Source organism: Burkholderia sp. B21-005 (assembly GCF_020843965.1).
Lineage (GTDB): Bacteria > Pseudomonadota > Gammaproteobacteria > Burkholderiales > Burkholderiaceae > Burkholderia > Burkholderia ambifaria.
Genome location: NZ_CP086301.1, coordinates 1896933 through 1917384, shown reverse-complemented (window position 1 = coordinate 1917384; position 20452 = coordinate 1896933). Strand labels below are relative to the sequence as shown.

The following is a 20452-nucleotide window of genomic DNA, read 5'->3' as shown; positions in this document are numbered from 1 at the left end:
ACACTTATTTCATCTGGTTACGTAGCCTTTTCCAGAGGGGCTTCACCTGCCGTTTTATGGCTTTTTCGTCCAGAATGTTTGCTGCGCGTATCGCATAAGAGACAAAGTTCCGACGCCCGAGGTAAGAGTAACGTCGATACAGTTTGCCCTTGTACAGAGGTCTGGGACTTTCGCCCCGTTCTACGCGAAGAGTATTCCGAGCCTGCATGGTCACTCGCGCCAAGCGGATACCTCTTCTCATGCGTTCGGAATAACGAGCGAGCGACGCTGACCGAAGCGATACCTGCTGACCGTCGAAAATAAATCCAAGGTATTGCAGTGGCTTGTCAGCCAGCAACTTCCCTGAGCTTGATGTAAAGAATCTCTCTTCAGTCTTCTTCGGGTGTAAGGGGAGTGCATACAAATCCGCGAGCTCACGCGCAAGCTGCATAAACTCTTTGCCCTTTCCTTCCGGTGCAATGATCAGCATGTCATCGCAGTATCGGAAGTATTGTCCGCCTATTGACGCGACGGAAGTCCACATCGCTTGATCAAAGTCGGTCATGTAAATGTTAGACAGCAGGGCGCTGATAGGCGATCCTTGGGGGATCCCTCTGTCTGTCGCATTTCGTTGAATAAGGCCGAGCTTGCGAACCACAGTGCGGAAGATTTCTGGTTCGCAAATGCGAGCCCCGAAGCCTCTGGGATTGTGGATTGAAATTCCCAGGCACTTATATAAATAATTCTTGTCGACCCATGTAAATCGGGTGAGTGACTTGAAAACGTTGTAATGGTCACTCGGCAGTTCCTTGGTCTTGAGGATTTTTGCCCAGCTTGCCTTCAGAATTTGGTGATTTAGACTTCCAAAGAAATCGCTGATGTCGGCGGCGATGACATCAGCGCCTTCCATTTTCTTGATGGCGTCGAACGCGTCTTTGGCAAATTCAATGTTACTCTTTCCGAGTTTCCGAAAAGCGAGCACGGAAGATTGGTACCCAACTTCTTTGAGATAATCCTCGTAGTGTTGGCTCAATATCGAGGCGTAGAAGGCGTAGATATGGCTATCGACGTGTGATGCATAACTGACAGGACGCTCCTTCTCGCTCGTCATTAGGCGCTTAGACAGTTTGTCCCATTTCACTTTTCGACTTTTAACCGTGAATCGGATAAACGGATAGAAGGCGTGACGTGCGACTACAGTTGGATTTCCGGTGATTGCGACCGCAGCGGGTTCGCTGATTGGTAAGTCAAAGTGCAAATACCTTCGTCGCTTAAACCACTCGGCTGGCTCGCTCATCGATATACCTAGCAAACCGGGGGGGCGATGGTTGGCGGCATTCCAGTAACCGCCTCCCCGGATATACAACAATGTTCTTCACATTATCTCACTCAGTCCGAAAACTGAGCTTTGGCCGCTAAATGTTAGAAATGCAGTATCATGGCAGTATCATCGTAGAGGTCCGTATGACGGAAGTCCTGTTCTACGTGTTGTCCGCGTTGCGTCTCAGCTCATGGAGCGGATTCGCGTGGCTTGACAACCTGTCACTTTCCTCATCGGCAAATCCGATGAGCCTCTTGAATATAAAGGAGGTGCTTCAGTTTCGCAAGAGTGGACAGCGAAAGGCGCAATTGTTTTTGGCAAATTTTCGAGAGGGCATCTGATAAAGTCCCGCCGCGAAAATCCCCCCGGTGGCCCTCCCGTTTCTACGCGCGCGCGCATCGTCACGCGCAGCCCCTCTGCCGCGCATCAGGTAACCCGCGCGATACCCTGATGCGGGGGCGCGTCTCATCGGCCCTTCGGCACTTTTCATATGGACAAGCAGGGTGGATACTTTTCCGCTCATCAACTACCGGAGGTTGCCATGAATCTGAACAAGTCCCCGTCCATTGACCAGCTGCGTACGGTCTTTGCGGCTGCCGACGACGAGCAGGGGCATCACGTTCTTTGGGTTGACAAAGCCGGTCAGGTTCATCTGTCTACTCTTCCGGAAGAGCTGACTCCGATAGGTTTAGAAGACAGCAACCCCACGATGCTGATGAGGTACCCGACTTTCGAGCAAGGAGCTGGCTATGTGGGAGCGGAAGCCGCTTTGGATGACGAACTCATGAAGGATGTGTACGCAACGCTACTTAGGTATTGGAAGGGGGATCACATCGCGGGCGAAGTGACCTTCATGGATGGATATTGAGGGAGTCTAAAACCGTTCCCTTTCGGACAGGGGTCGCCAGGAGTGTACGAAAGTATGCTTGTAAACTATTCGGACACTGCATATGATTCGTACATCTCTTTCGTACAGGTGTCCGTTATGTCCCGTGTCTTCGCTTACTGCCGCGTGTCCACCCACGACCAAGCCACCGAGAACCAGCGCTTGGAGATTGAACGGGCTGGATTCGCTATCGACAAGCGGCGCATCGTGGAGGAATCCATCAGTGGCTCTGTAGCTGCCTCTGAGCGCCCCGGTTTCACTCGCTTGATGGACCGCATGGAATCAGGCGATGTCCTGGTCGTGACCAAGCTGGACCGGCTGGGCCGCAATGCGATGGACGTGCGGGCTACCGTAGAGGCCTTGGCGGGCTTGGGAGTGAAGGTCCACTGTCTTGCCCTGGGTGGCGTTGATCTGACCAGCGCAGCGGGGAAGATGACGATGCAGGTCCTGAACGCCGTAGCTGAGTTTGAACGGGACCTGTTGATTGAGCGGACCAATGCAGGCATCCAGCGAGCTCGTGCGGAGGGGAAGCAATTCGGCAGGCCATCAGCGCTGAACAGTGAGCAACAGGCGGAAGTAGCTCAGCGACTGGCCAATGGGGAAGCTGTCGCGGCCTTGGCGCGGGACTTTAAGACCAGCCGTCAGACCATCATGCGGCTGCGTGAGAAGGTGATTACGCCGGAGGTGAGCTGAGCATGGAACAGCAATTTCCCAAAGAGGGATTCTTCGACCTGACCGCGCCGGACCTGTTCAGGCTCGCGTGCGGTCAATACGAAAGCTTTTATCACGACCAGTCTCCAGTCAATGCCTATCTGGTGTCGGTTACGCTGTTTCACCTGCTTGACTGGCTAGTTAAAGACGGCACGACACGCAGGGCGAAACTCTCAATTGAGGCTAAGGAACTGGGTGACCGGACCCCGGAAGAGGTAACCGCGCTGGCTATTCATGAGTTGCCAGAGTTTCGCGCAGTAGTGAGCGCAGCAAACAACTCAAAGCACCGTGAGCTTGACGGTTACCGGCCTGCCTATGCAAAGAAGCGGAGAGTGGGGGCGTTCGCAGGCGTGACCAGGGCGGGGGATTCGCTAGGCGATGAGCACCTCATCCTAGACATCGGAGATGAGGAAGTATGGCTGCGCGACGCGTTCGGCACGGTGCTTGAGCGATATCGCGAATATTTCGACAGCCAGAAGCAGTGATGTAGCGTGACACCGGTTAACCACGGCGCGTAAACTTTCGGTTCCACATCACGAACCGTAGGAACGCTATGACCGAAATCACCAAACCCAGCCCTGAGCAATTGCGAGAGACCATCAAGCGGCACGGTCTAACGCGTGGGGAAGCGGCCCAGCTCGTACACGCATCGCTCACCGCATGGCATGCCTGGAGTGCACCAGAGGGCAGCTCGAATCACCGCCCAATGCCTCTGGCAGCCTGGGAGCTGTTGCTAGTCAAGCTAGGTGAACATCCTGATTACGGGCCGCGTGCATGAGTTGACGATATACATACACTGTATGTATCATGAGTTTCCCGTGACGCGAAGCAAACCGCCAAGCGCACTTGCTCCCAGGAGTGTTTTGCATGTTCCAGTTCACCATCAGCACCCGCCGTTTCTCCTTCAGCATCGACCAGGGCACCACGTCCCTCCGCATCGGCTCCCGTGAATTCCTGCTGCTCCGTGACTACGTTGAGCGCAACCGTAAGCCCCGTCTGTTGGAAACCTTCCGCGACACCGAAGCCCGTAGCTGGGAGGCGCTGGTGGTGCGCCGCTGGTTGGTCTCCAGCTCCCCGGCCTGAGTGCCCCTTAGTGGCTGAGAGATCAGCCAGTAATCCCGTAGAAGCGCCTCCCGGAAACGGCTGGCGCTTTTTGTTTTTGTCGACCAGTCCGAGCGGCAAGCTGGACGGGACTTTTGCGGCGATTCGCTTGCTAAACCCTCACTCTCGTAGATACGGGCACTGTTCTTAACCCCGACTCTCGCAGATGGGCACGGCTAAAAGACCACTCTCGCCGTAACGAGCACTTGGATACCAGCCTCGCGAATAGCGCGGCCCCGTCTCGTTTGCATCAATCCCATCCCCCTCGCTTCCATGCCCACCGGGCAGGGCTGGTCGCGTCCATCCTCCGCCCACCATAAGGACCCTTATGAACCCCTCCAAGCCTCCATTCGACCTCCCGCCGGTCTCGCATTCCGGCCGCGTTACGTTTTGCCAAGCGACCCCCGAAGATGCGGCTGAATTGGCTCCCAAGCTGAGCAACATCGACATTGCCGAATTGGGCGCGCGTTGGGGCAGCTCACCGGGATCCCCAGAGACCAGCCTACGGGAATCTATCCGTGCCTCCTTCGAGTCCTGGGCGTTGCTGGTTGACGGCGCAGTAGAGGCCCTGTTTGGCCTCGTCCACCAGCATGGCGATAACGTGCCGTGGATGCGTTGTTCCGCTGCCGTAGCAGGGGCAAGCCAGCAGCGCGCGGCTTACCAGATTCAGCAATCAGCTGAATAACGCGCGTTAGCTCAGCACACTAACTGCCCACCGCGCTCGCCTGTCTCCTGGGGAGCGCACATTTCCGATGATCAAACCGCCGTGTGGCTGAGAAGTCGCACGGTCCGCACACAAGCCCCGTTCCCTCAGCGGGCATTTCCTTTCTCCTAAGACATCCCCTATGTACTCTCGCGCTTCCTTTACAGGAACGGGCGCAGTCACGCCCTATACATTCCCATTTCAGTATCTCGACAAGGCTCACATCGAGGTGCGGATTAATGACGTGCCTACGGGCGCATTTTCCTGGATCAACTCCAGCGCGGTCAGCGTCAATGCGCCGGTAGGGTCCACGGTTGAAATCCGGCGGAACACCCCGAAGACCCCCGCCGAGGTCACGTATCAGGACGCCTCCACGCTCACTGAATCGGATCTGAATCTGGAGACGCTTCAACTCCTGTACTGCATGCAGGAGGCGATTGACGAAGCCAGCACCAAAATGGGCTATGTCTATCCCGGTATGTTTAACGCCCTGGGAAACCGCATCGTCAATCTCGGTGATCCGGCTGCCGCTACGGATGCAGCTACTAAACGCTACGTGGATTCCACGTCTGCATCGAACTCAGTAGCAGACCGCGCATATGCGGATGCGGGGGATGCCAGCACACGTGCATTTGCTACAGCAGCCGATGTGGTCGCAGTAGACACCGCAAAGCGATACGCTGAGCAGATCATGGCCGGGGCCGGTAGCGGCACTGGTGTGTTCATTCAGGATGGCACTGGAGCCGTCCCGCGTACCTTCCAGGACAAGGCACGGGAAAGCAAGAAGGTTGCAGACTTTGGGGCAGTGGGTGACGGTTCAACCACCGATGATTCGGCCTTCTCGAAGTTCGAAGCGAAATTCAAGAACACCGTTGTTGACCTGGAGGGCAAGGTCTACGCTGTTTCCGCAATCCCTACTCAGAACTCGTACCGCAATGGCGGGTTCAAGCTTGGCGGAAAAGTGCGATGGACCCACGAACCTGCTAGCTTCTTCGGGCGCTCTGGCTCGGCGCAGTACTACGGTGGGCAGTTGAAAAGGCTGCTTGCCGCGCTCTCTGATCCGTTCACGCAGCTCCTTGGAATCGCGTACATCGGAGACTCAATCACGTGGGGCAGTGGGGCCTCCGGTATGGAAGCAACGGAGCCCCGTAACGGCACCCTTGGTGATCCCCGAGACAGCGCCGCCACCGGTAGCTACGTGAACAACATGAAGCGCTGGTTTGCTGAACAGCTTGGCTCATCGTGGGCGGTAACCACTACTCACCAGGACTGGCCTTATGCAACCGTAGGTGCTGGTAACGGGCAGTGCATCACAACGCACTCACGGGACCTTACGCTGGGCCTTGTGGATGATGGGGGCTTCACCTACGGCGGGACGGGCGTGATGAGCACGGATGATTCCCCGGCCTCTGATGCCGGTCGTCAGCGCCGCTGGTCAATTGCCCAGAATCAAAACGCATGGTTCGAGTTCAAGCTCACGGGCGAAGAGTTCTACGTGGTCCACGATGGAACCGGAGCAAGCGGCTCCTATCGCGTCCTGCTGAACGGAACGGATATCGGTGGAGACAACATGCAAGGGGCCACGGTGTATTACAACCGGCGCACCAAGTATTCCTTCCCGTTCGTCCGTAACGCCACGGTGCGGGTCTACATGAGCAACACTGGCGCGGCCACAGTGACGAACTACATGGGTGGCATTCTCATCACCAAGAAGATTCGGATCAAGAACCAGGGGATCAACGGCGCTGACACCCGCTCGTATCTCACGTACAACTTTCCGACCACGAACACCACTCAGCCGCCGTACAAAAAAGCTGAATCGGAATTTGGCGCGACCATCACGGTAACCGGGAACAGCAACAAAAGCGTAGCCTCACGGCCCACCATCACGGGCGAGCAGATTCAGCTCGATATGTACACGGATGGCGCTTACACAGTCGTCTGTCCGATTCCTGCTGGAGCTGATCGACTTGGCATCGCGTATTCCCAGATTGGCAATGGTGGGACTGTTGACGTGTTCAACGGCGGCGCACTCATCGACTCATTCAGCACTCAGGGCCAGCCGTCCTACCAACAGCAGCACATCGTAACCGTGCCTCCTGGTGCCACCTCGCTGACTCTTAAAAACCGAGTGGCGGAGAACCCGGCTTCCCTCTATCTGGAGGGGCTGGTTGCGTTCAACTACACCGCATCGACTACGTACCCGACCAACAACGGGTTCGGTAAGGGTGTAGCGCTGGAGACCAGTGATTCGTTCGCATTCTTCCAGCTTGGCACCAATGACCGCATCAAGTCCCTGAACGGGAGCTGGAACACGGTTCAGCAACTGAAGACCAACTTGAAAAAGATGCTGTCTCTGCTTCCCATCGGTTGTGACGCCATCCTGATGTCAGCCAATGCGGCGCTCAATGATGGGCTGCCAACCTATTACTTGGGCATGCGGGATGTCCGGGCCGCAATCCGCGATGTAGCTGCATCTGTCGGAAAGGACCACATCGACAACACCGAACCGTTCGTTGGTGCTCCTGTCATGGCGTTCACTGGTGATGGCCTCCATCCGCACGAACTCGGCTATCGAATCATGTCCAGTAACCAGCAAGACGCAATCCTTCACGCTCGTTGATCGCGTTGTGACTCCAGCGTTTCATCACGGCCCCAGTAGTTAATTCTGCTGGGGCCTTTTCATTCCCACTCGTCCGTGCAAGTAGGTACACCAACATGCCTGAACCACTCGATTCCCAGCACCCGACCAACGGAACTGCGGCCCCCTTCACACCTCCATCCGGCTGGCCTCCGGTCTCCACATCCAGTCGCATCACGTACCGCCCAGCGACTCCCGAAGATGCGACCGAGCTGGTCCCTAAGCTTCGCCAATCGGATATCGCTGAGATGGCCCTGACCTGGACCGGTTCGCCGGAAGCGCGCCTTTCGGAATCCGTCCGGGTATCGGCTGAGACCTGGGCCTTGCTCTTCGATGGCGAGACTGAGGCTCTGTTTGTTCTCGTCCGCTATCCGATGGTCAACGTACCGTGGATGCGCTGTTCCGCAGCCGTTGCGGGCCATACCCGTGAGCTCCTGTCGCATGCGCGCGCTTGGCTCGATGGCGTCCGTGATGCTGATGTACCGCTGGCCAATACCGTCGCATCGAACAATGCGGAAGCAATGACGCTGCTGGAGCACTTGGGCTTTGTCATCGGTGAAGTAGCGCCCGACCAAGGGCCGCCGGGCAGCTTCCGCTTCTTCTATGAGGTGGCGCGCCATGTGTGAGCCGACGAGCCTCACGCTATCGACCATGACCATCGCGAGCATGGCTATGAGCGCGGCGGCAGCGGCTGCCTCTTATGTGCAGGCTAGCGACACCTCGCGGAGGCAAGAGCATGCAGCTCAGGAAGCCTATGACTCGCAGGTAGTGCAGACGAAGAACGAGATGACCCAGCAGAACCAGGCAGCGGCCGAGCAGATGTCAGAGCGAGCCCGCCAGGCGATGATCGAAACGGGACACCTCCAGGCCCTTGCGGCCGACTCTGGGACCAACGGCGGGGGTAGTAACGACCGCGTGGCGAACGAAGCCAACTTCAACGCTGGTCAGGACATCGCCACAATGCAGGCGAATGCGTCATCGCAGCAGCGGCAGATGGTCAACCAGCTCAGCGGCAGCTACGCACAAGCAGTCTCCCGAACAGCCAGCATCCAACAGCCGAGCCTCATTGGTACAGGCCTCCAGATTGCTGGCGGTGCCGTCAATGCATACACCTCCCAGGAATCCATCAACAACCGCGTTACGGGCGGAGTCCCCGGCTCGAACGCCTACGGTTTCAAGATGCCTGAATCATTGACCTAACGACCTCACGCCGCCATCGGGCCTTAATCGCCAAACTCGCCGCTGTCCATCACTAGCCGCCCAGAGGTTCGCGTTACGGGCCGTCAGGTCTTCTCTCCGTCTCAGGAGCGGCCTGTTGATAACTACTCAGCACCGCAGCTTCTCAGGCTTCTAACGGCGCTCCAAACGTTCAATCCCGAGTTCCTGGAGTACGTCAACCTAGAGAACCAGAGGGACGCCACTCAGGCGTTACAGGCGGGCCGGCTCAACGAGACCGCTACAGAGACTCTGGTGGGTTCCTATGGACATTCTCTGGATACCTCTGTGTTTTTGCGTGTTCGCTTGTCTCCGTTCTTACGGGCACTCCATTTCATCAAATTCAATCGACCATGAAGTTATGTTCTGTATTGGGCTGCGGCCTGAAGGCAGGCGGCTATTCGCCACTCTGCAATACACATAGGCGCGCCCAGCAGCGCCACGGCCACCCGCGCATGCAGGGTGTGGAAGTCAGCGAGCTGAAGCCGTACCGCCAGCGCATCGCTAGTTGCCTCAAACGGAATCCAGACAACCCGGCGTGGGGAATGCTCAGGGCAAGCTGGGCGGCACTTGCCGACCACAGCAGAGCATCGCAAGCGCGCATGTTCCAGGGGGAACCGTACAACCGTAACGAAGCGCGCGCCAACAAGGAGGTCATCAAGCTGGCTGACAACGTGAAGCCCGATGAGATTGCGAGCGTAGTCCTGGCGCTGTATCTGCTCCAGCATGAGCGTCCCGCACGGTTCCCATCGGACGAAGCTTTCATGTTCCAGCTCGTGCGCCGAGTGATGCGCCTTACGGATGTCAACGTAGGTATCTCGCACAACTCGCGGACCGGTCGGGCAGTGCGCGTCTACCGCGATTTGCCTCCCCGAGTAACCCGACTACTGGGTGGATGGCTGGTGGAAGTGTATGGCCGCGCTGGCCTGTACATCGCTGGGCTTGAAACCGCTGAGATGGGCCGGGCAACAGCGCGTACCGCGAAGCTGGATGCTGCACTGGAGGCGCTGGCATGACCACTGACACTAAAGACATTCCGCCTTGGGAAGGTCAGGACCTACTGGCGGAAGCGCGGGAGGCCGCGCGCAAAGCAGGTGAGGCCGCTGAGCCTACCCGCAGTCCCGCTCATGCAAAGCCACCGGCTCCCCGCAGGGAACGCACGTGGGCCGATGTAGAGGCCAGCTCCACCCTGCCTGAATCCAAGACTGCGGACAGCATCCAGACTCCTGCACGACAGCTACCGGCATGGCTTCAGAAGGCCAGGGAGGAAAACGCAAAGATCAGCGCACGTGTCCACGCGGAGCGGGCAGCCGCGGGCAATCAGAAACCCGCACCTGCGAGCCATGCCGGAAAGTCTAAGCTGACTGAGACTCAGGTGGCGGAAATCTGGCGGTCTACTGATACGGGCGCAGCGCTCGCGGCTCGTTACGGCGTGTCGGCCATGACCATCAGCAACATCCGGAACGGCAAGCTCTGGGCGGGATTCACGGCAACGCTGGGAGAACCGGGATGACGCCGCGAAAGCGGAAAGGCGCCGCGATTGAGGCCGCTACTGCATAGCCTGCCAGCGGCAGGCTAGTCAAGATTCGGTAGGAATTCAAGGAAAGATGCGCGCGCAACGAACGACATCAAGTCAATTTGAGCCCTCACTTCGGTGGGGGCTTTCGCTTTTATAGAGGGATGAATATGGGCGGTGTGCTGGTCGATGAGTCGGAGGCACGAGACCGACACTTTAGCGGCTTCCTGGTCTCGGGAAGTGAGCCGATGGATGAGCTTGTTCGAGAGGTAGTGAGCAAGGCCGAAGCGGCTATGCTGAGGAAGCGAGCAAGACGCGCAGCAGACCAACAGATGTTTGAGGCTCAGGTGGAAGCGCTTGTGTGCGAAGCGGTGTATCGCGAGCTAGAGGCTTCAGAGCAATGGGTGACAATCCCCCGAGCAAAATCGAAGCTGGGGCGGAAGAGTCGGTACAGGGCCCCCGTGCTACGCGAGAGTATCGCGGTGGTATTGGATGCCCTTTCAAGCGGCACTGTGGGCCTCCTGGAGCAGCGCAAGGGTGAGCCCTCAGCATTCGCAAGAGGCCCGCAGACGACGTTTAGAGCATCCGAAGCGTTGCTTGCTCGTGCTTTCCGCCTTGGCATTGGCTGGGGCGATTTTGATAGGCGAGAGGGGGAAGAGGTCATTGTCCTCAAAGACGCGCGGGAAGACCACTGGGATGACCCTGAACGGCTGGAATATGACGACACAGAAGAGACACGCCGATATCGTGAGCAGGTACGTGAGATTAACGGTTGGGTGCGCAGCGCAGACATCAAGCTAGTCAGCTCATCATGGTCCGACGTTGACTTAGAGGACCGGCACTTAAAGCGCTATTTCAACTCGGGCAGCTTCGAACTGGGCGGGCGGCTATTTGGTGGATTCTGGCAGCGAATGAACAAGAACGAGCGGAAGGACTTGCTCATTGATGGAGAGCGAGCGGTGGAACTGGACTTCAGCCAAGTGGGGCCGCGAATTCTCTACGGCATCGCTGGAGCCAAGATGGACCGCGACGCGTATGCCATTCCCGGATACGAAGCGTACCGGGATGGAATCAAGAAACTTTTTGCAGCGATGATTAACACTAGAACTCAGCTCGTCAGATTCCCTGGGAAGGTCCAAGAGTTATTTCCCAGGGGGACGAAGGTGGCGAGCGTAGGTAGCGCAATCCTGAGGCATCACCCAGCCATTGCGGACCACTTCCATAAGCAGGAGGGTTTGGCGGTCATGTTCAAGGAGAGCCAGATCATGGTTTCGGCGCTGCTGCGCATGAAGGATGCGGGCATCGTCGCACTGCCTGTTCACGATGCTGCCATCGTGGCTGCTGGCAGGGCGGATGAGGCTAGGGCCATCATGCTCGAAGAGTTTCACACTTATACAGGCTTGGAAGGGGCGGTAAGCGTTGCCTGATGGGTGTCCGCATGGAATCCAGTAACGGGGCATAGGCATATCTTGGCTGACTACTGGAGCCATGCGGTGTGACTCTATCGATGAATTGGGTATAAAGGAGGACGGGGCATGCACCGGAGCACCCACCCTCTGGCCATCCGTCTCCTATAATCATCAGTTCACCCTCAGCCACCTTAGTAGGGGGCGTAAGCGTGGGGTATGCTTGGGCGTCTGCTTCCAGCAGCGAGCCAGAAAAATCGGGGTTAGCGATGAATAAAATCAGAAATTATTGTCGGTCGTGTAACTGTTCTACTAATCACGAGGTGTGCGCCGAACAGTCAGATACGGACTATGACGGCTATCACGCGGAAACGAAATACCGAATTGTGCGCTGTTTGGGTTGTGATACCTTTTCATTTCGGCAGGAGTTCCATGATTACGAGTCACTCTATCAAGTGGGTGATGATGAGTGGGAGCATGATACAAATATAAGCATATACCCTAAATCAATAGAGGGTCATAAGGAGGCGGAGGAAGTTCATTCAATACCGGAGGTTGTTCGAAAGATTTATCAGGAGAGTCTATCGGCTTTCAAAAACAATCTATATATTTTGACGGGTATTGGGTTCCGGGCAACTGTTGAGGCAATATGCAATGAGCGTTCTGTTTCTGGGAGAGATCTGAGTGCGCGAATTAATAACCTTGCGAAAATGGGGCTGCTTTCCCAAACTGATGCGAATTTGCTCCATTCAATTCGTTTCCTTGGGAACGACGCAGCTCATGAAATGACGGCGGCGAGCGAGAAAAATCTCATGGTTGCGCTCAGAATTATTGATCATCTTCTGCATGCGGTTTATATTATAAGGAATCTTGCGGGCACTCTTGAGCAAATCATTGATAACTACGATGATTTTAAGGGTCTGGTTAAGGCTAATCTGGCTGCTTCGGCCGGTTCTGGGCCGCGTGGGCTTATTGCGATTTTGGGGCGTGGCCGTAGAAGAGTTTCCGCAGATTTGGTCGCGTTTGAATCTCAACTAGTGGCAGAGATTAACAGCGGCGCTGTTGACTGGGTTCAGCTAGGGCCTGTCCAGTCAGTAGGCACGAGCGGCAAGCCGGTTAATGTGCAGACTTTCGACTCACCGTCACCGCCACAACAGGCCCCGGCGGTAGCACCTGTGAATAATCTGCTGGCCCTCCTGGGAAACTCTACCCCAGCCGCACCAGCAGGCTCCTAGGGTCCAGATGTGTGTAGCGCTTGAGCATTTGAAGCGTCTTGTGTCCGCTGATGGCTGCAGCCTCCATCATGTTGAAACCCTTCTCGAATAGGCGAGATACGGCCTCATGCCGGAGGTCATGGAATTTGAAGTCCTCCATATCACAAGCAATGCGGGCCAGCTTGAAGCGCCGCGCTATGCTCCCCTTGAGGATGTCGAAGACGTACCTGTCTGAGTTCACTGGGAGCGTTCGGAGCGCTGCAACTGCTGCACGGGATAGGGGGACCATGCGGGGTGTGCCGTTCTTGGTATCGGGGAGATATGCGAGCTGACAGTCTAGGTTGATATTCGGCCAAGTGAGCGAGGCTATCTCACCGCTTCTCATCGCCGTTTCCACCGCAACGATTACGGCGACCTTGAGCCATTGGTCTCCATTCCGGTCGCACCACGCCATGATCTTATCGAACTCCCCCGGCCGGAGCCGGCGGTCCCTAACATTCCCCTGCTTGATTCTACGCATAGCCTTCCTGGGATTCAGTAGGCTCTCATAACCCCAGTCAGTGCGCGCAACTTCGTACAGGTGGGAAATCAATGCAATCTCAGTGCGTATGGTGGCAATTGCGATTCCCCGCGCCAAGCGTTGATTCATGTACGCTGTCAAATCGGCCCCACGGATGCTGTAGAGGGGCCGGTCCGCCAGTGGATTTTTGAGCCAGCGCCCAAGGATGCCGAGCTCAGTACGCGCGCTTTTCTTGAGCGGTGTTACCTCTTGCGCGTATTTCTCAAGGGCCTCTCTTAGCGTGAGGTCACGGAGCGGGGAGGGAGGTTGTACGACAGGTATCGCCACCTTCGACGCGTGCTTGATCGCATTGCTGACGGAGAGCATCTTCCCGTCCGGGAGGTGGCCTTGTAGCCATTGCTCGGCTTCTTCAAGGGTGGCAAAGCTACGGGTCTTTACCTTCCCGTCCGAATAGGAGATACGGGCCTGAAACCGCCCGCTAGGGAGTTTGATGATGTGCTCCATTGGTACCCCTCTGATGGACTGTCAGGGGGCACGGTAGCAACGGGAGGGGGGCTTGCGTAAGCCCATGGGGTATAGTGGAAAACCAACATTCGCTGCTCAGCATTCCACTTGCGAATGTGTTCCGATGTTGGATGACCTTGCTATATGACTCAGCCTCAGTCGCGCGTGAAAAAGCGCCGCGCGCTGTTTTTTTGAGCTCGCGCAGCGGGGCGGGCACGCGTAGTGAGTATGCATGCCCGCGAACCGTTATCCCAGTTTGAGCGCTAGATCTTCCGCACGAAGGTGTGTGTAGCGCTGGAGGTGCTTCAGATTCTTATGGCCGGTGATGGCTGCCACTTCCATCACATTCAGCCCCTTCTCAAACAGGCGGCTAGCTGCCTCATGCCGCAGGTCATGGAAGTGGAGCGTACCCAGCCCGCATTCATCGCGGACACGGCAGAAGGCGTACTTCATAGCGGACTGCGTCAGCTTGAAGACGCGGCCTTTGTGAGGTGGGGGACACCACGTTAGAGCCTCGATGGCCCGAGTCGATAGCGGGACTTTGCGGGGCGTTCCATTCTTCGTCATGGGAAGAAAGGCGGTGCGCGCCTCAAGGTCGATGTGCTCCCATCGTAGCTTGGCAATTTCCCCCTGACGCATGGCGGTCTCGATGGCAAGAATGATTGCCGGGGCAATCTCGCGGTTGAAGTCTATGGCCTTCTCAATCAGCCGCTCGTCGTCACCGGCCATTAGCCGCACGTCACGCGGGAGGGGGAGCTTAGGGCGGCGGAAGCCACGCACTGGGTTGTCCGTGATGCCCAGGTCCCACTCGTCTATCGCGACTCGGTAGACGGCTGAGATGGCGTCCAGCTCACGACCTACGGAGCTACCGAGCACTTCCGTTATGCGCCGGTCGCGCCATTCGGCAAGATGGGACTTGTTGAGCTGGGCAGCAGGAACGGAACAGAGTTTCTTTTCCTTCTTGAGCAGACGTTGCAGCGTGCGGCGGTCCCACTCACTTGACCGCTTTCCGGGCGTAGGATGTTCTATGTACTTCCGGAACAGGTCCCCGACGGTGGGGCCGGTATCGATGGGCTTGGCCGCGTGTCCGCACTCGTGTTCCGCAGCCCAGCGCGTAGCGGCTTCCTCACTGGCGAAAGTTGCGGACAGGCTGGGAAGCCCTTTACGGCGGATTTTGACCTGCCATTTTGTCCCACGCAGGGTGATTGTGGCCATTCATGTTCTCCAAGTGATTGATTAAGAACATGAAAGGGGTCTCGTGTCGCACGACCGCGAGTTCGTGAGCGGGCTGGCGAACCGGATCATCGAAGTGCGCACGGACGGCACGCTGTTCGACTTCGGCGGCAATTACGAGGAATTCCTGACGAGTCAGGGGCAGGAGTAATACCGCCGGATGCCTGAGTGCCGCGGCGAGCGAGTACGACGCCGCGCGCGTGAAGCGCAGCCGCTGGCAATCCGTCAGGCCCGCATCGGCACCGCGCCGATGCGGGTTTTTCATTTCCGGGCCGGTGAAGCGCGGCAGCTCCCGCATATTCCGTTGTCGTGCGGCTTACGGCCGGCTACGTCGCCCGACGCCATCGACAAGCCCGACGGCCCTCATACCCATCCCCGCGTCATGCGTCGAACGCAACGGCAACATCATCCGGAATCGCGCGTTCGGCCAGCGCGACGTAGTCGCCCGACGCCGTGCGCTCGATCCGCGCATCGACGCGGTACGCGCGCCGCAGGTTTTGCGGCGTCAGCACGTCGACCGGCGCACCATCCGCGACGAGCCCGTCGGCGCCCAGCAGCACGAGCCGGTCGCAGAAACGCGACGCGAGATTCAGGTCATGCATCGCGACAAGCACGATTGCGCCGCACCGGCGGGCCGCGTCGCCGACCGCCTCCAGCGCGAGCAATTGCCAGCGTAGATCGAGTGCACTGGTCGGCTCGTCGAGCAGCAGCAGCGGCGTGTCGCGCACGAGCACCTGCGCGAGCCCGACCATCTGCCGCTGGCCGCCCGACAACCGGTCGAGCGGCGACATCGCCAGCGCGTGCAGCCGCAACCGCGTGAACACCTGTTGCAGCCGGTGGTCGCGCGTGGCGTCGGAGAGGCCGCCGCAGGTCGCGCGCAACGCGCTCCGCACGGCTTCGTACACGAGCAGCGATGAAGGCTGCGGCAAGGTCTGCGGCAGGTAGCCGACTTGTCGTGTGTGCTCGAGGCGCGGCCCGTGCAGGAGGTCGAAGCCGCCGAACGTCGCGCGGCCGGTTGCGTCCGCGAGCCGCGCCAGCGCGCGCAGCAGCGTCGATTTGCCGACGCCGTTCGGCCCGAGCAGCCCGATCGTCGCGCCCGGTTCGACAGGCGCCAGGGACAGGCCGTCGAGCACGACCCGGGCGCCGTAGCGGGCGGACAACGAGTCGAGATGCAGCATCGGCTCAGCCATCGAGCCTCCTGCGCCGGCTGACGAGCAGCATGAACAGGGGCACGCCGACCAGCGCCGTGATGATGCCGATCGGCAGCGTTACACCCGGAATCAGCGTCTTGCTGAGCACCGACGCGCCGGCCAGCATGATCGCACCGGCGAGCGCCGCGCCCGGCAGATAGTAGCGATGCTCGTCGCCGACCAGCAGCCGTGCGACGTGCGGCCCGACGAGACCGACGAAGCCGATCGTGCCGACGAACGAGAGCGCCGTCGCAGACAAGAGGCTGATGCGCACGAGTGCGACGAGTCGTAGCCGTTCGACCGCAATACCCATGCTGCGCGCTTGCTCGTCGCCGGCGCGCAGCGCCGTCAGCGCGGCGACGTCGATGCTCGCCCACAGCGCGCAGACGGCGAACACGCAGGTCAGCAGCGCGATCTTGCCCCAGGTCGCTCGCGCCAGACTGCCCATGCTCCAGAACACGATCTGCTGCAGCGCATTCGCGTCGGCGAGAAACTGGAGCAGCCACAGCAGCGCCTCGAAACTGAACATCAGGCCGATGCCGAATAGCACGACGGTTTCGGTCGTCGCGCCGTGGCGCCACGCGAGCCAGACGATCAGCAGCGTTGCGGCGCTGGCACATGCGAACGCGCCGAGCGACAGCGCGACGTTCTCGTTCCACAGCACGAGGTGCCAGCCGGAAATCACGACGAGGGACGCGCCGACGCTCGCGGCAGCCGACATGCCGAGCGTGAACGGGCTGGCGAGCGGGTTGTTCAGGACAGTCTGCATTTCCGCGCCGGCAAGGCCGAGCGACGCACCGACGAGCACGGCCATCAGCGCGTAAGGCAGGCGCACGTCCCACAGGATCACGCGCTGTTCGAGCGGCAGGCCGTCGGGCCGGAACAGGCCGCCGACCAGGTCGGCGACCGGAAACGGCGACGGGCCGGTCGAGATGTCGACGACGAGTAGCGCGACGAGCACGCATGCGAGCATGGCGAGCGCGCCGATGCGCCGTGCTGCGATCGCCCGGTAGCGTAGCCGCAGCGACGCGGGTGAAACGGGTGTCGTCGTGCTCATGCGGGGGTTCCTGTCGACGGCGCGTAGAGCACGCGTGCCGCAAGCGCGAGGCTCGGCATCACGACGCCGCCGTGATCCTCGCCGTCGATCAGGCGGAACGCGGCGTCGAGGCCGGCTCGGCCGCTCACGCGCGCGACGAAGTCGCGGGCGGAACTGACCTGCTTGCGCACCTGCTGGCGGCGCATCCGCTCGGCATCGGGGTTCGGCGCACCCTCCTCGAGGCTGCCGACGGTGACGAGCAGACGCAGCGGCGGCGCGAGCCGGGCCGTCTGCGCGGCGAACCGCTCGGCATAGGGCAGCAGCGCACGATCGCCCCACCAGATCGACGGGCTGGCGGCCACGTAGCGCCGGAACAGGTGCGGGCGCGTGAGCATCGCGTACAGCGTCAGCAGGCCGCCGTACGAGTGGCCGAACAGCGTCTGCCGCTCAAGGTCGACGGGCAACTGGCGGGCAAGCCACGGCTGCACGTCGTGCTCGACGAAGTCGAGAAAGCGGTCCGCGACGACACCGCGGCCGTCCGGCAATGGCGCGAGCGTGTAGTCGGCCGCGCGCGCGGCCATGTCGTAGGGGCCGTCCACCGGATAACCGATGCCGATCACGACGGCCTCGGCATCGCGCGCGCCCTCCGGGCGTGCGCGGCGATTGCGGACGAGCTGGGCGGCGAGCGGGAACGTCGCGTTGCCGTCCAGCACGGTGAGCACCGGATGGGGCGAGGTGCTCGATCGTTCGGCCGGCAATGCGACGAACAGGCGTCGCGTGTGGCCGGCGATCGTGACGTCGAACTGGCGGCTGTGCGGCACCGCGACAGGCGGCGCGGCGTCGAGGTCGGGCCAGGTGGGCGCATCGGCGGCGAGCGCGGGCGCGAGGCGGCCGCCGAGCGGGCTAGCCAGCCCCGCGACGAGCAGGGAGCGGCGCATGGAGGAGGGCAGCATGCGCATGTCAGGATCCTTCCTGTACCCAGTATTCGCCTTGCAGCGCAACGGGCTGGAAGCGCCGCACCATCGTGTCGAACGTGGCGCGCGGATCGAGATCGGCGAACAGCGCCGGATGCAGCCACTTGGCCATCGCCTGTACGGCGACGACATTGAACGGCGAATTGTAGAAGTGATGCCAGATTGCATACGCACGCCGTTCGCGCACCGCGCGCAGCGGCGCGAGTTGCGGCCGCTGCAGCGAGCGGTCGAGCGAGCGTGCGGCGACGTCGTGCGGCACGCCGGCGCCGAGCGCGATGCGCTGCGGCGCGCTCGGCAGCGTCTGGACCGAGCCGATCGCGGTGCCGATATAGAAGTCGGGCTGACTGCTCAGCAGGTACTCCGGATTCAGCGTACCGTGTTCGCCTGGCACGCGGCCTTTCGCGACGTTGTTGCCGCCGGCCGCATCGAGCAGATGGCCCATCATGCCGGTCATGGTGTCGCAGCAGCCGTTCGACAGGCCGACGCGGCTCTCCAGGAACACGCTCGGTGGGGCAGGGTGCGCGGCCGCGAGCCGGGTGCGGACGATCTCGAGCTGCTGCCGCCAGTACGCGTTGAATTTCGCCGCGCGCTGCGGCGAACCGAGCACCTGGCCGAGCAGCGCGACACTGCGCGGGGTATTGGCGAGCGGATCGTGCCGGAAATCGACGAATACGATCGCGACGCCGGCCGCCTCGAGCCGCGCGAGCGTTTCGCGATCGCGCTCGCCGGGGCCGTGGCCGCCGCCGAGCCCGAAGATCGCGACCTGTGGGCGCAGGGCGAGCGCGCGCTCGTCGCTGAAGCTGCCCGACTGCGAACGCCCGATCCGCGGCACCGCCTTCAAGTGCGGGAAACGGGCGAGCCATTGCGCGTAGCTTGCAGGGTCGAGTTGCTCGAAGTCGCTCATCATGCCGACGAGGCGCCGCGTCGGGTCATCGCCGTCGACGACCGCGAGCGCCGGCAGCAGACGGCCTTCGCCGAGCAGTACGCGCTCGACGCGCGCGGGGATTCGGACCTGCCTTCCGGCGAGGTCCGTGACGGTCGTGTCCGCCTGTGCGGCGTGCATCACCAGCCAGCCGCATAGCCATACGCCGAGTCGGGCCCACATTCCGCTTGTCTTTCTCATGCCACTCCCGATACGATATAAACGAGAATAATTCTCATTTGATCGTAGCCGAGCCGATGCCGTGACAGCGGAGGTCGGCTGTTTGATCGAACGCCAAAATAGTTTGTGCGGGCGCAACGGGCCTGCGCGGGGGTAAGACCATATGACGGCGTCGCCGCCAACTGCTTTCCAATCCGACCGGCATCGGCACGATGCGCACGTCGCGCGAATCCGTGAAGTGCGGCCGGGCCTGCGGGTTCACTCGGACGACGCCACCGATGAATTCGATGCCGTGTTGTCGGGGCAGTGTTCGCCGGGCCTGCATCTGGTGCTGCTGCTAGAGGGTGCGCTCGACGTGTCGTATGGCGACCGTCGCGTGGTGCTGACGACGGGCGGGCGCCGTGCGGGGCGCGACGATGCGCAGCCTGCCGTGCGGATGCAGTCGTTCCTGCTCAACGCGGTCGAGCCGGACACGTTCCGCCGGCGGCTCAGCAAGGGCGGTTACGCGCGGCGGCTGAGCCTTGCGATGTCCGGCGAATGGCTGGGCCATCTGCAGACGGCATGCCGCGGCAGGTTGCCGCAGCAACTCGATGCGATGTTGTCAGCGCATCTGGCGATCCGCTTCTGGCGGCCGACGCCGCGCGCGACGGCGCTCGCCGAGCAGATCGTGCGGCCACCGGCCTATCAGCCGATGCTGCAGGCGATCTATCTGGAGAGCCGCATGCTCGAACTGCTTGCCGAAGCGTTCGCGCCGCTCGAAAACGACGCGGGGCACGTGGTGGAGACGTCGCTCGGGTCGCGGGACTACCGCCGGATGGCCGAGCTGCGCGCATTCCTTGCGAGCGACGCGGCGCAGGCGCTGTCGCTCGACGACATCGCCCGCCATGTCGGGATGAGCGCGAACGCGATGCAGCGGCAGTTCCGCTCGGCTTACGGCACGACCGTTTTCGACTTCATCCGCGAGCATCATCTGCAGCGCGCGCGGCTCGCGCTCGAGCGCGATGCGGTGAGCGTCAAACAGGCCGCGGCGCTGGCGGGCTATACGAGCCCTGCGAATTTCGCGACGGCGTACAAGCGTCGTTTCGGCGTGACGCCGACGCTCGCGCGGCGCAGCGACCGCCGTTGACGGAGTCGGGGCGGCGCTCAAACGAGTTTGAAGTTTGCGCAAATATTTCGGTTGCTTTCATATTTCATAATGCA

The 20452-nt window shown here is 60.3% G+C and carries 20 protein-coding genes and 1 pseudogene; 14 read left to right on the top strand and 7 right to left on the bottom strand.

The features are described 5' to 3' along the window. Nucleotides 1–4: 4 nt before the first annotated feature. Nucleotides 5–1276 (bottom strand): antiviral reverse transcriptase Drt2, encoded by a 1272-nt coding sequence (gene drt2, locus LMA02_RS08985; protein ID WP_228904393.1) that lies wholly within the window; start codon nucleotides 1274–1276, stop codon nucleotides 5–7. A gap of 565 nt (nucleotides 1277–1841) precedes the next feature. On the opposite strand from drt2, the gene LMA02_RS08980 reads away from it, so the two are divergent. From LMA02_RS08980 to LMA02_RS08925, 12 genes are all read left to right on the top strand, one after another. Further along, the gene (locus LMA02_RS08980; RefSeq protein WP_228904391.1) at nucleotides 1842–2168 is read left to right on the top strand and encodes a hypothetical protein; all 327 of its coding nucleotides are present in this window, start codon (nucleotides 1842–1844) and stop codon (nucleotides 2166–2168) included. Nucleotides 2169–2285: 117 nt separating this feature from the next. After that, nucleotides 2286–2879: a recombinase family protein gene (locus tag LMA02_RS08975; protein WP_228904389.1), complete on the top strand. Its 594-nt coding sequence runs from the start codon at nucleotides 2286–2288 to the stop codon at nucleotides 2877–2879. Between the two features lie 2 nt (nucleotides 2880–2881). After that, complete coding sequence (locus LMA02_RS08970) at nucleotides 2882–3382, top strand: hypothetical protein (RefSeq protein ID WP_228904387.1); 501 nt, start codon at nucleotides 2882–2884, stop codon at nucleotides 3380–3382. A gap of 382 nt (nucleotides 3383–3764) precedes the next feature. After that, the gene (locus LMA02_RS08965; RefSeq protein ID WP_228904386.1) at nucleotides 3765–3980 is read left to right on the top strand and encodes a hypothetical protein; all 216 of its coding nucleotides are present in this window, start codon (nucleotides 3765–3767) and stop codon (nucleotides 3978–3980) included. A 346-nt stretch (nucleotides 3981–4326) separates the two neighbouring features. Further along, nucleotides 4327–4683 carry a hypothetical protein gene (locus tag LMA02_RS08960; protein ID WP_228904383.1) on the top strand — a complete coding sequence of 119 codons (357 nt, stop codon included), beginning with the start codon at nucleotides 4327–4329 and terminating at the stop codon, nucleotides 4681–4683. 160 nt (nucleotides 4684–4843) lie between these two features. Beyond that, nucleotides 4844–7324 (top strand): phage tail fiber protein, encoded by a 2481-nt coding sequence (locus LMA02_RS08955; protein WP_228904381.1) that lies wholly within the window; start codon nucleotides 4844–4846, stop codon nucleotides 7322–7324. Between the two features lie 266 nt (nucleotides 7325–7590). Next, nucleotides 7591–7968: a hypothetical protein gene (locus LMA02_RS08950; RefSeq protein WP_228904379.1), complete on the top strand. Its 378-nt coding sequence runs from the start codon at nucleotides 7591–7593 to the stop codon at nucleotides 7966–7968. A 25-nt stretch (nucleotides 7969–7993) separates the two neighbouring features. Next, nucleotides 7994–8542: a hypothetical protein gene (locus tag LMA02_RS08945; protein WP_228904377.1), complete on the top strand. Its 549-nt coding sequence runs from the start codon at nucleotides 7994–7996 to the stop codon at nucleotides 8540–8542. A 470-nt stretch (nucleotides 8543–9012) separates the two neighbouring features. Further along, the gene (locus tag LMA02_RS08940; protein WP_228904375.1) at nucleotides 9013–9573 is read left to right on the top strand and encodes a hypothetical protein; all 561 of its coding nucleotides are present in this window, start codon (nucleotides 9013–9015) and stop codon (nucleotides 9571–9573) included. Continuing rightward, nucleotides 9570–10070 (top strand): hypothetical protein, encoded by a 501-nt coding sequence (locus tag LMA02_RS08935; protein ID WP_228904373.1) that lies wholly within the window; start codon nucleotides 9570–9572, stop codon nucleotides 10068–10070. The genes LMA02_RS08940 and LMA02_RS08935 overlap by 4 nt, the downstream gene beginning before the upstream one ends. Nucleotides 10071–10345: 275 nt before the next feature. Further along, nucleotides 10346–11500, top strand: a complete 1155-nt coding sequence (locus LMA02_RS08930) for a hypothetical protein (protein ID WP_228904372.1) — start codon at nucleotides 10346–10348, stop codon at nucleotides 11498–11500. 248 nt (nucleotides 11501–11748) lie between these two features. Beyond that, complete coding sequence (locus tag LMA02_RS08925; protein ID WP_228904370.1) at nucleotides 11749–12714, top strand: DUF4145 domain-containing protein; 966 nt, start codon at nucleotides 11749–11751, stop codon at nucleotides 12712–12714. Here the strand turns inward: LMA02_RS08925 and LMA02_RS08920 are convergent. Together LMA02_RS08920 and LMA02_RS08915 are read right to left on the bottom strand one after the other, a co-directional pair. Continuing rightward, nucleotides 12686–13717: a site-specific integrase gene (locus tag LMA02_RS08920; RefSeq protein ID WP_228904368.1), complete on the bottom strand. Its 1032-nt coding sequence runs from the start codon at nucleotides 13715–13717 to the stop codon at nucleotides 12686–12688. The two genes, LMA02_RS08925 and LMA02_RS08920, sit on opposite strands and share 29 nt — an antisense overlap. 246 nt (nucleotides 13718–13963) lie before the next feature. Then, a complete protein-coding gene (locus LMA02_RS08915; RefSeq protein ID WP_228904366.1) occupies nucleotides 13964–14932 on the bottom strand; it encodes a site-specific integrase in 969 nt (322 codons plus the stop codon). Nucleotides 14933–14975: 43 nt separating this feature from the next. Here LMA02_RS08915 and LMA02_RS35250 point away from each other — a divergent pair. Next, nucleotides 14976–15101 (top strand): annotated as a pseudogene (locus LMA02_RS35250) (hypothetical protein); the annotation flags it as partial. A gap of 229 nt (nucleotides 15102–15330) precedes the next feature. Here LMA02_RS35250 and LMA02_RS08910 read toward each other — a convergent pair. Genes LMA02_RS08910 through LMA02_RS08895 form a run of 4 tightly spaced genes read right to left on the bottom strand, consistent with a single transcriptional unit; the run spans nucleotide 15331 to nucleotide 19255 of the window. After that, nucleotides 15331–16140 (bottom strand): ABC transporter ATP-binding protein, encoded by an 810-nt coding sequence (locus LMA02_RS08910; RefSeq protein ID WP_228904364.1) that lies wholly within the window; start codon nucleotides 16138–16140, stop codon nucleotides 15331–15333. After that, on the bottom strand, nucleotides 16133–17197 hold the full coding sequence (locus LMA02_RS08905; protein WP_228904363.1) for a FecCD family ABC transporter permease: 1065 nt from the start codon (nucleotides 17195–17197) through the stop codon (nucleotides 16133–16135). The genes LMA02_RS08910 and LMA02_RS08905 overlap by 8 nt, the downstream gene beginning before the upstream one ends. After that, on the bottom strand, nucleotides 17194–18135 hold the full coding sequence (locus LMA02_RS08900) for an alpha/beta hydrolase (RefSeq protein ID WP_228904360.1): 942 nt from the start codon (nucleotides 18133–18135) through the stop codon (nucleotides 17194–17196). The genes LMA02_RS08905 and LMA02_RS08900 overlap by 4 nt, the downstream gene beginning before the upstream one ends. Before the next feature lies 1 nt (nucleotide 18136). Further along, nucleotides 18137–19255: an ABC transporter substrate-binding protein gene (locus tag LMA02_RS08895; RefSeq protein ID WP_228904358.1), complete on the bottom strand. Its 1119-nt coding sequence runs from the start codon at nucleotides 19253–19255 to the stop codon at nucleotides 18137–18139. 160 nt (nucleotides 19256–19415) lie between these two features. Here LMA02_RS08895 and LMA02_RS08890 point away from each other — a divergent pair, with 160 nt between their 5' ends. Next, nucleotides 19416–20378, top strand: a complete 963-nt coding sequence (locus tag LMA02_RS08890) for a helix-turn-helix transcriptional regulator (RefSeq protein ID WP_229050231.1) — start codon at nucleotides 19416–19418, stop codon at nucleotides 20376–20378. Nucleotides 20379–20452 lie beyond the last annotated feature (74 nt).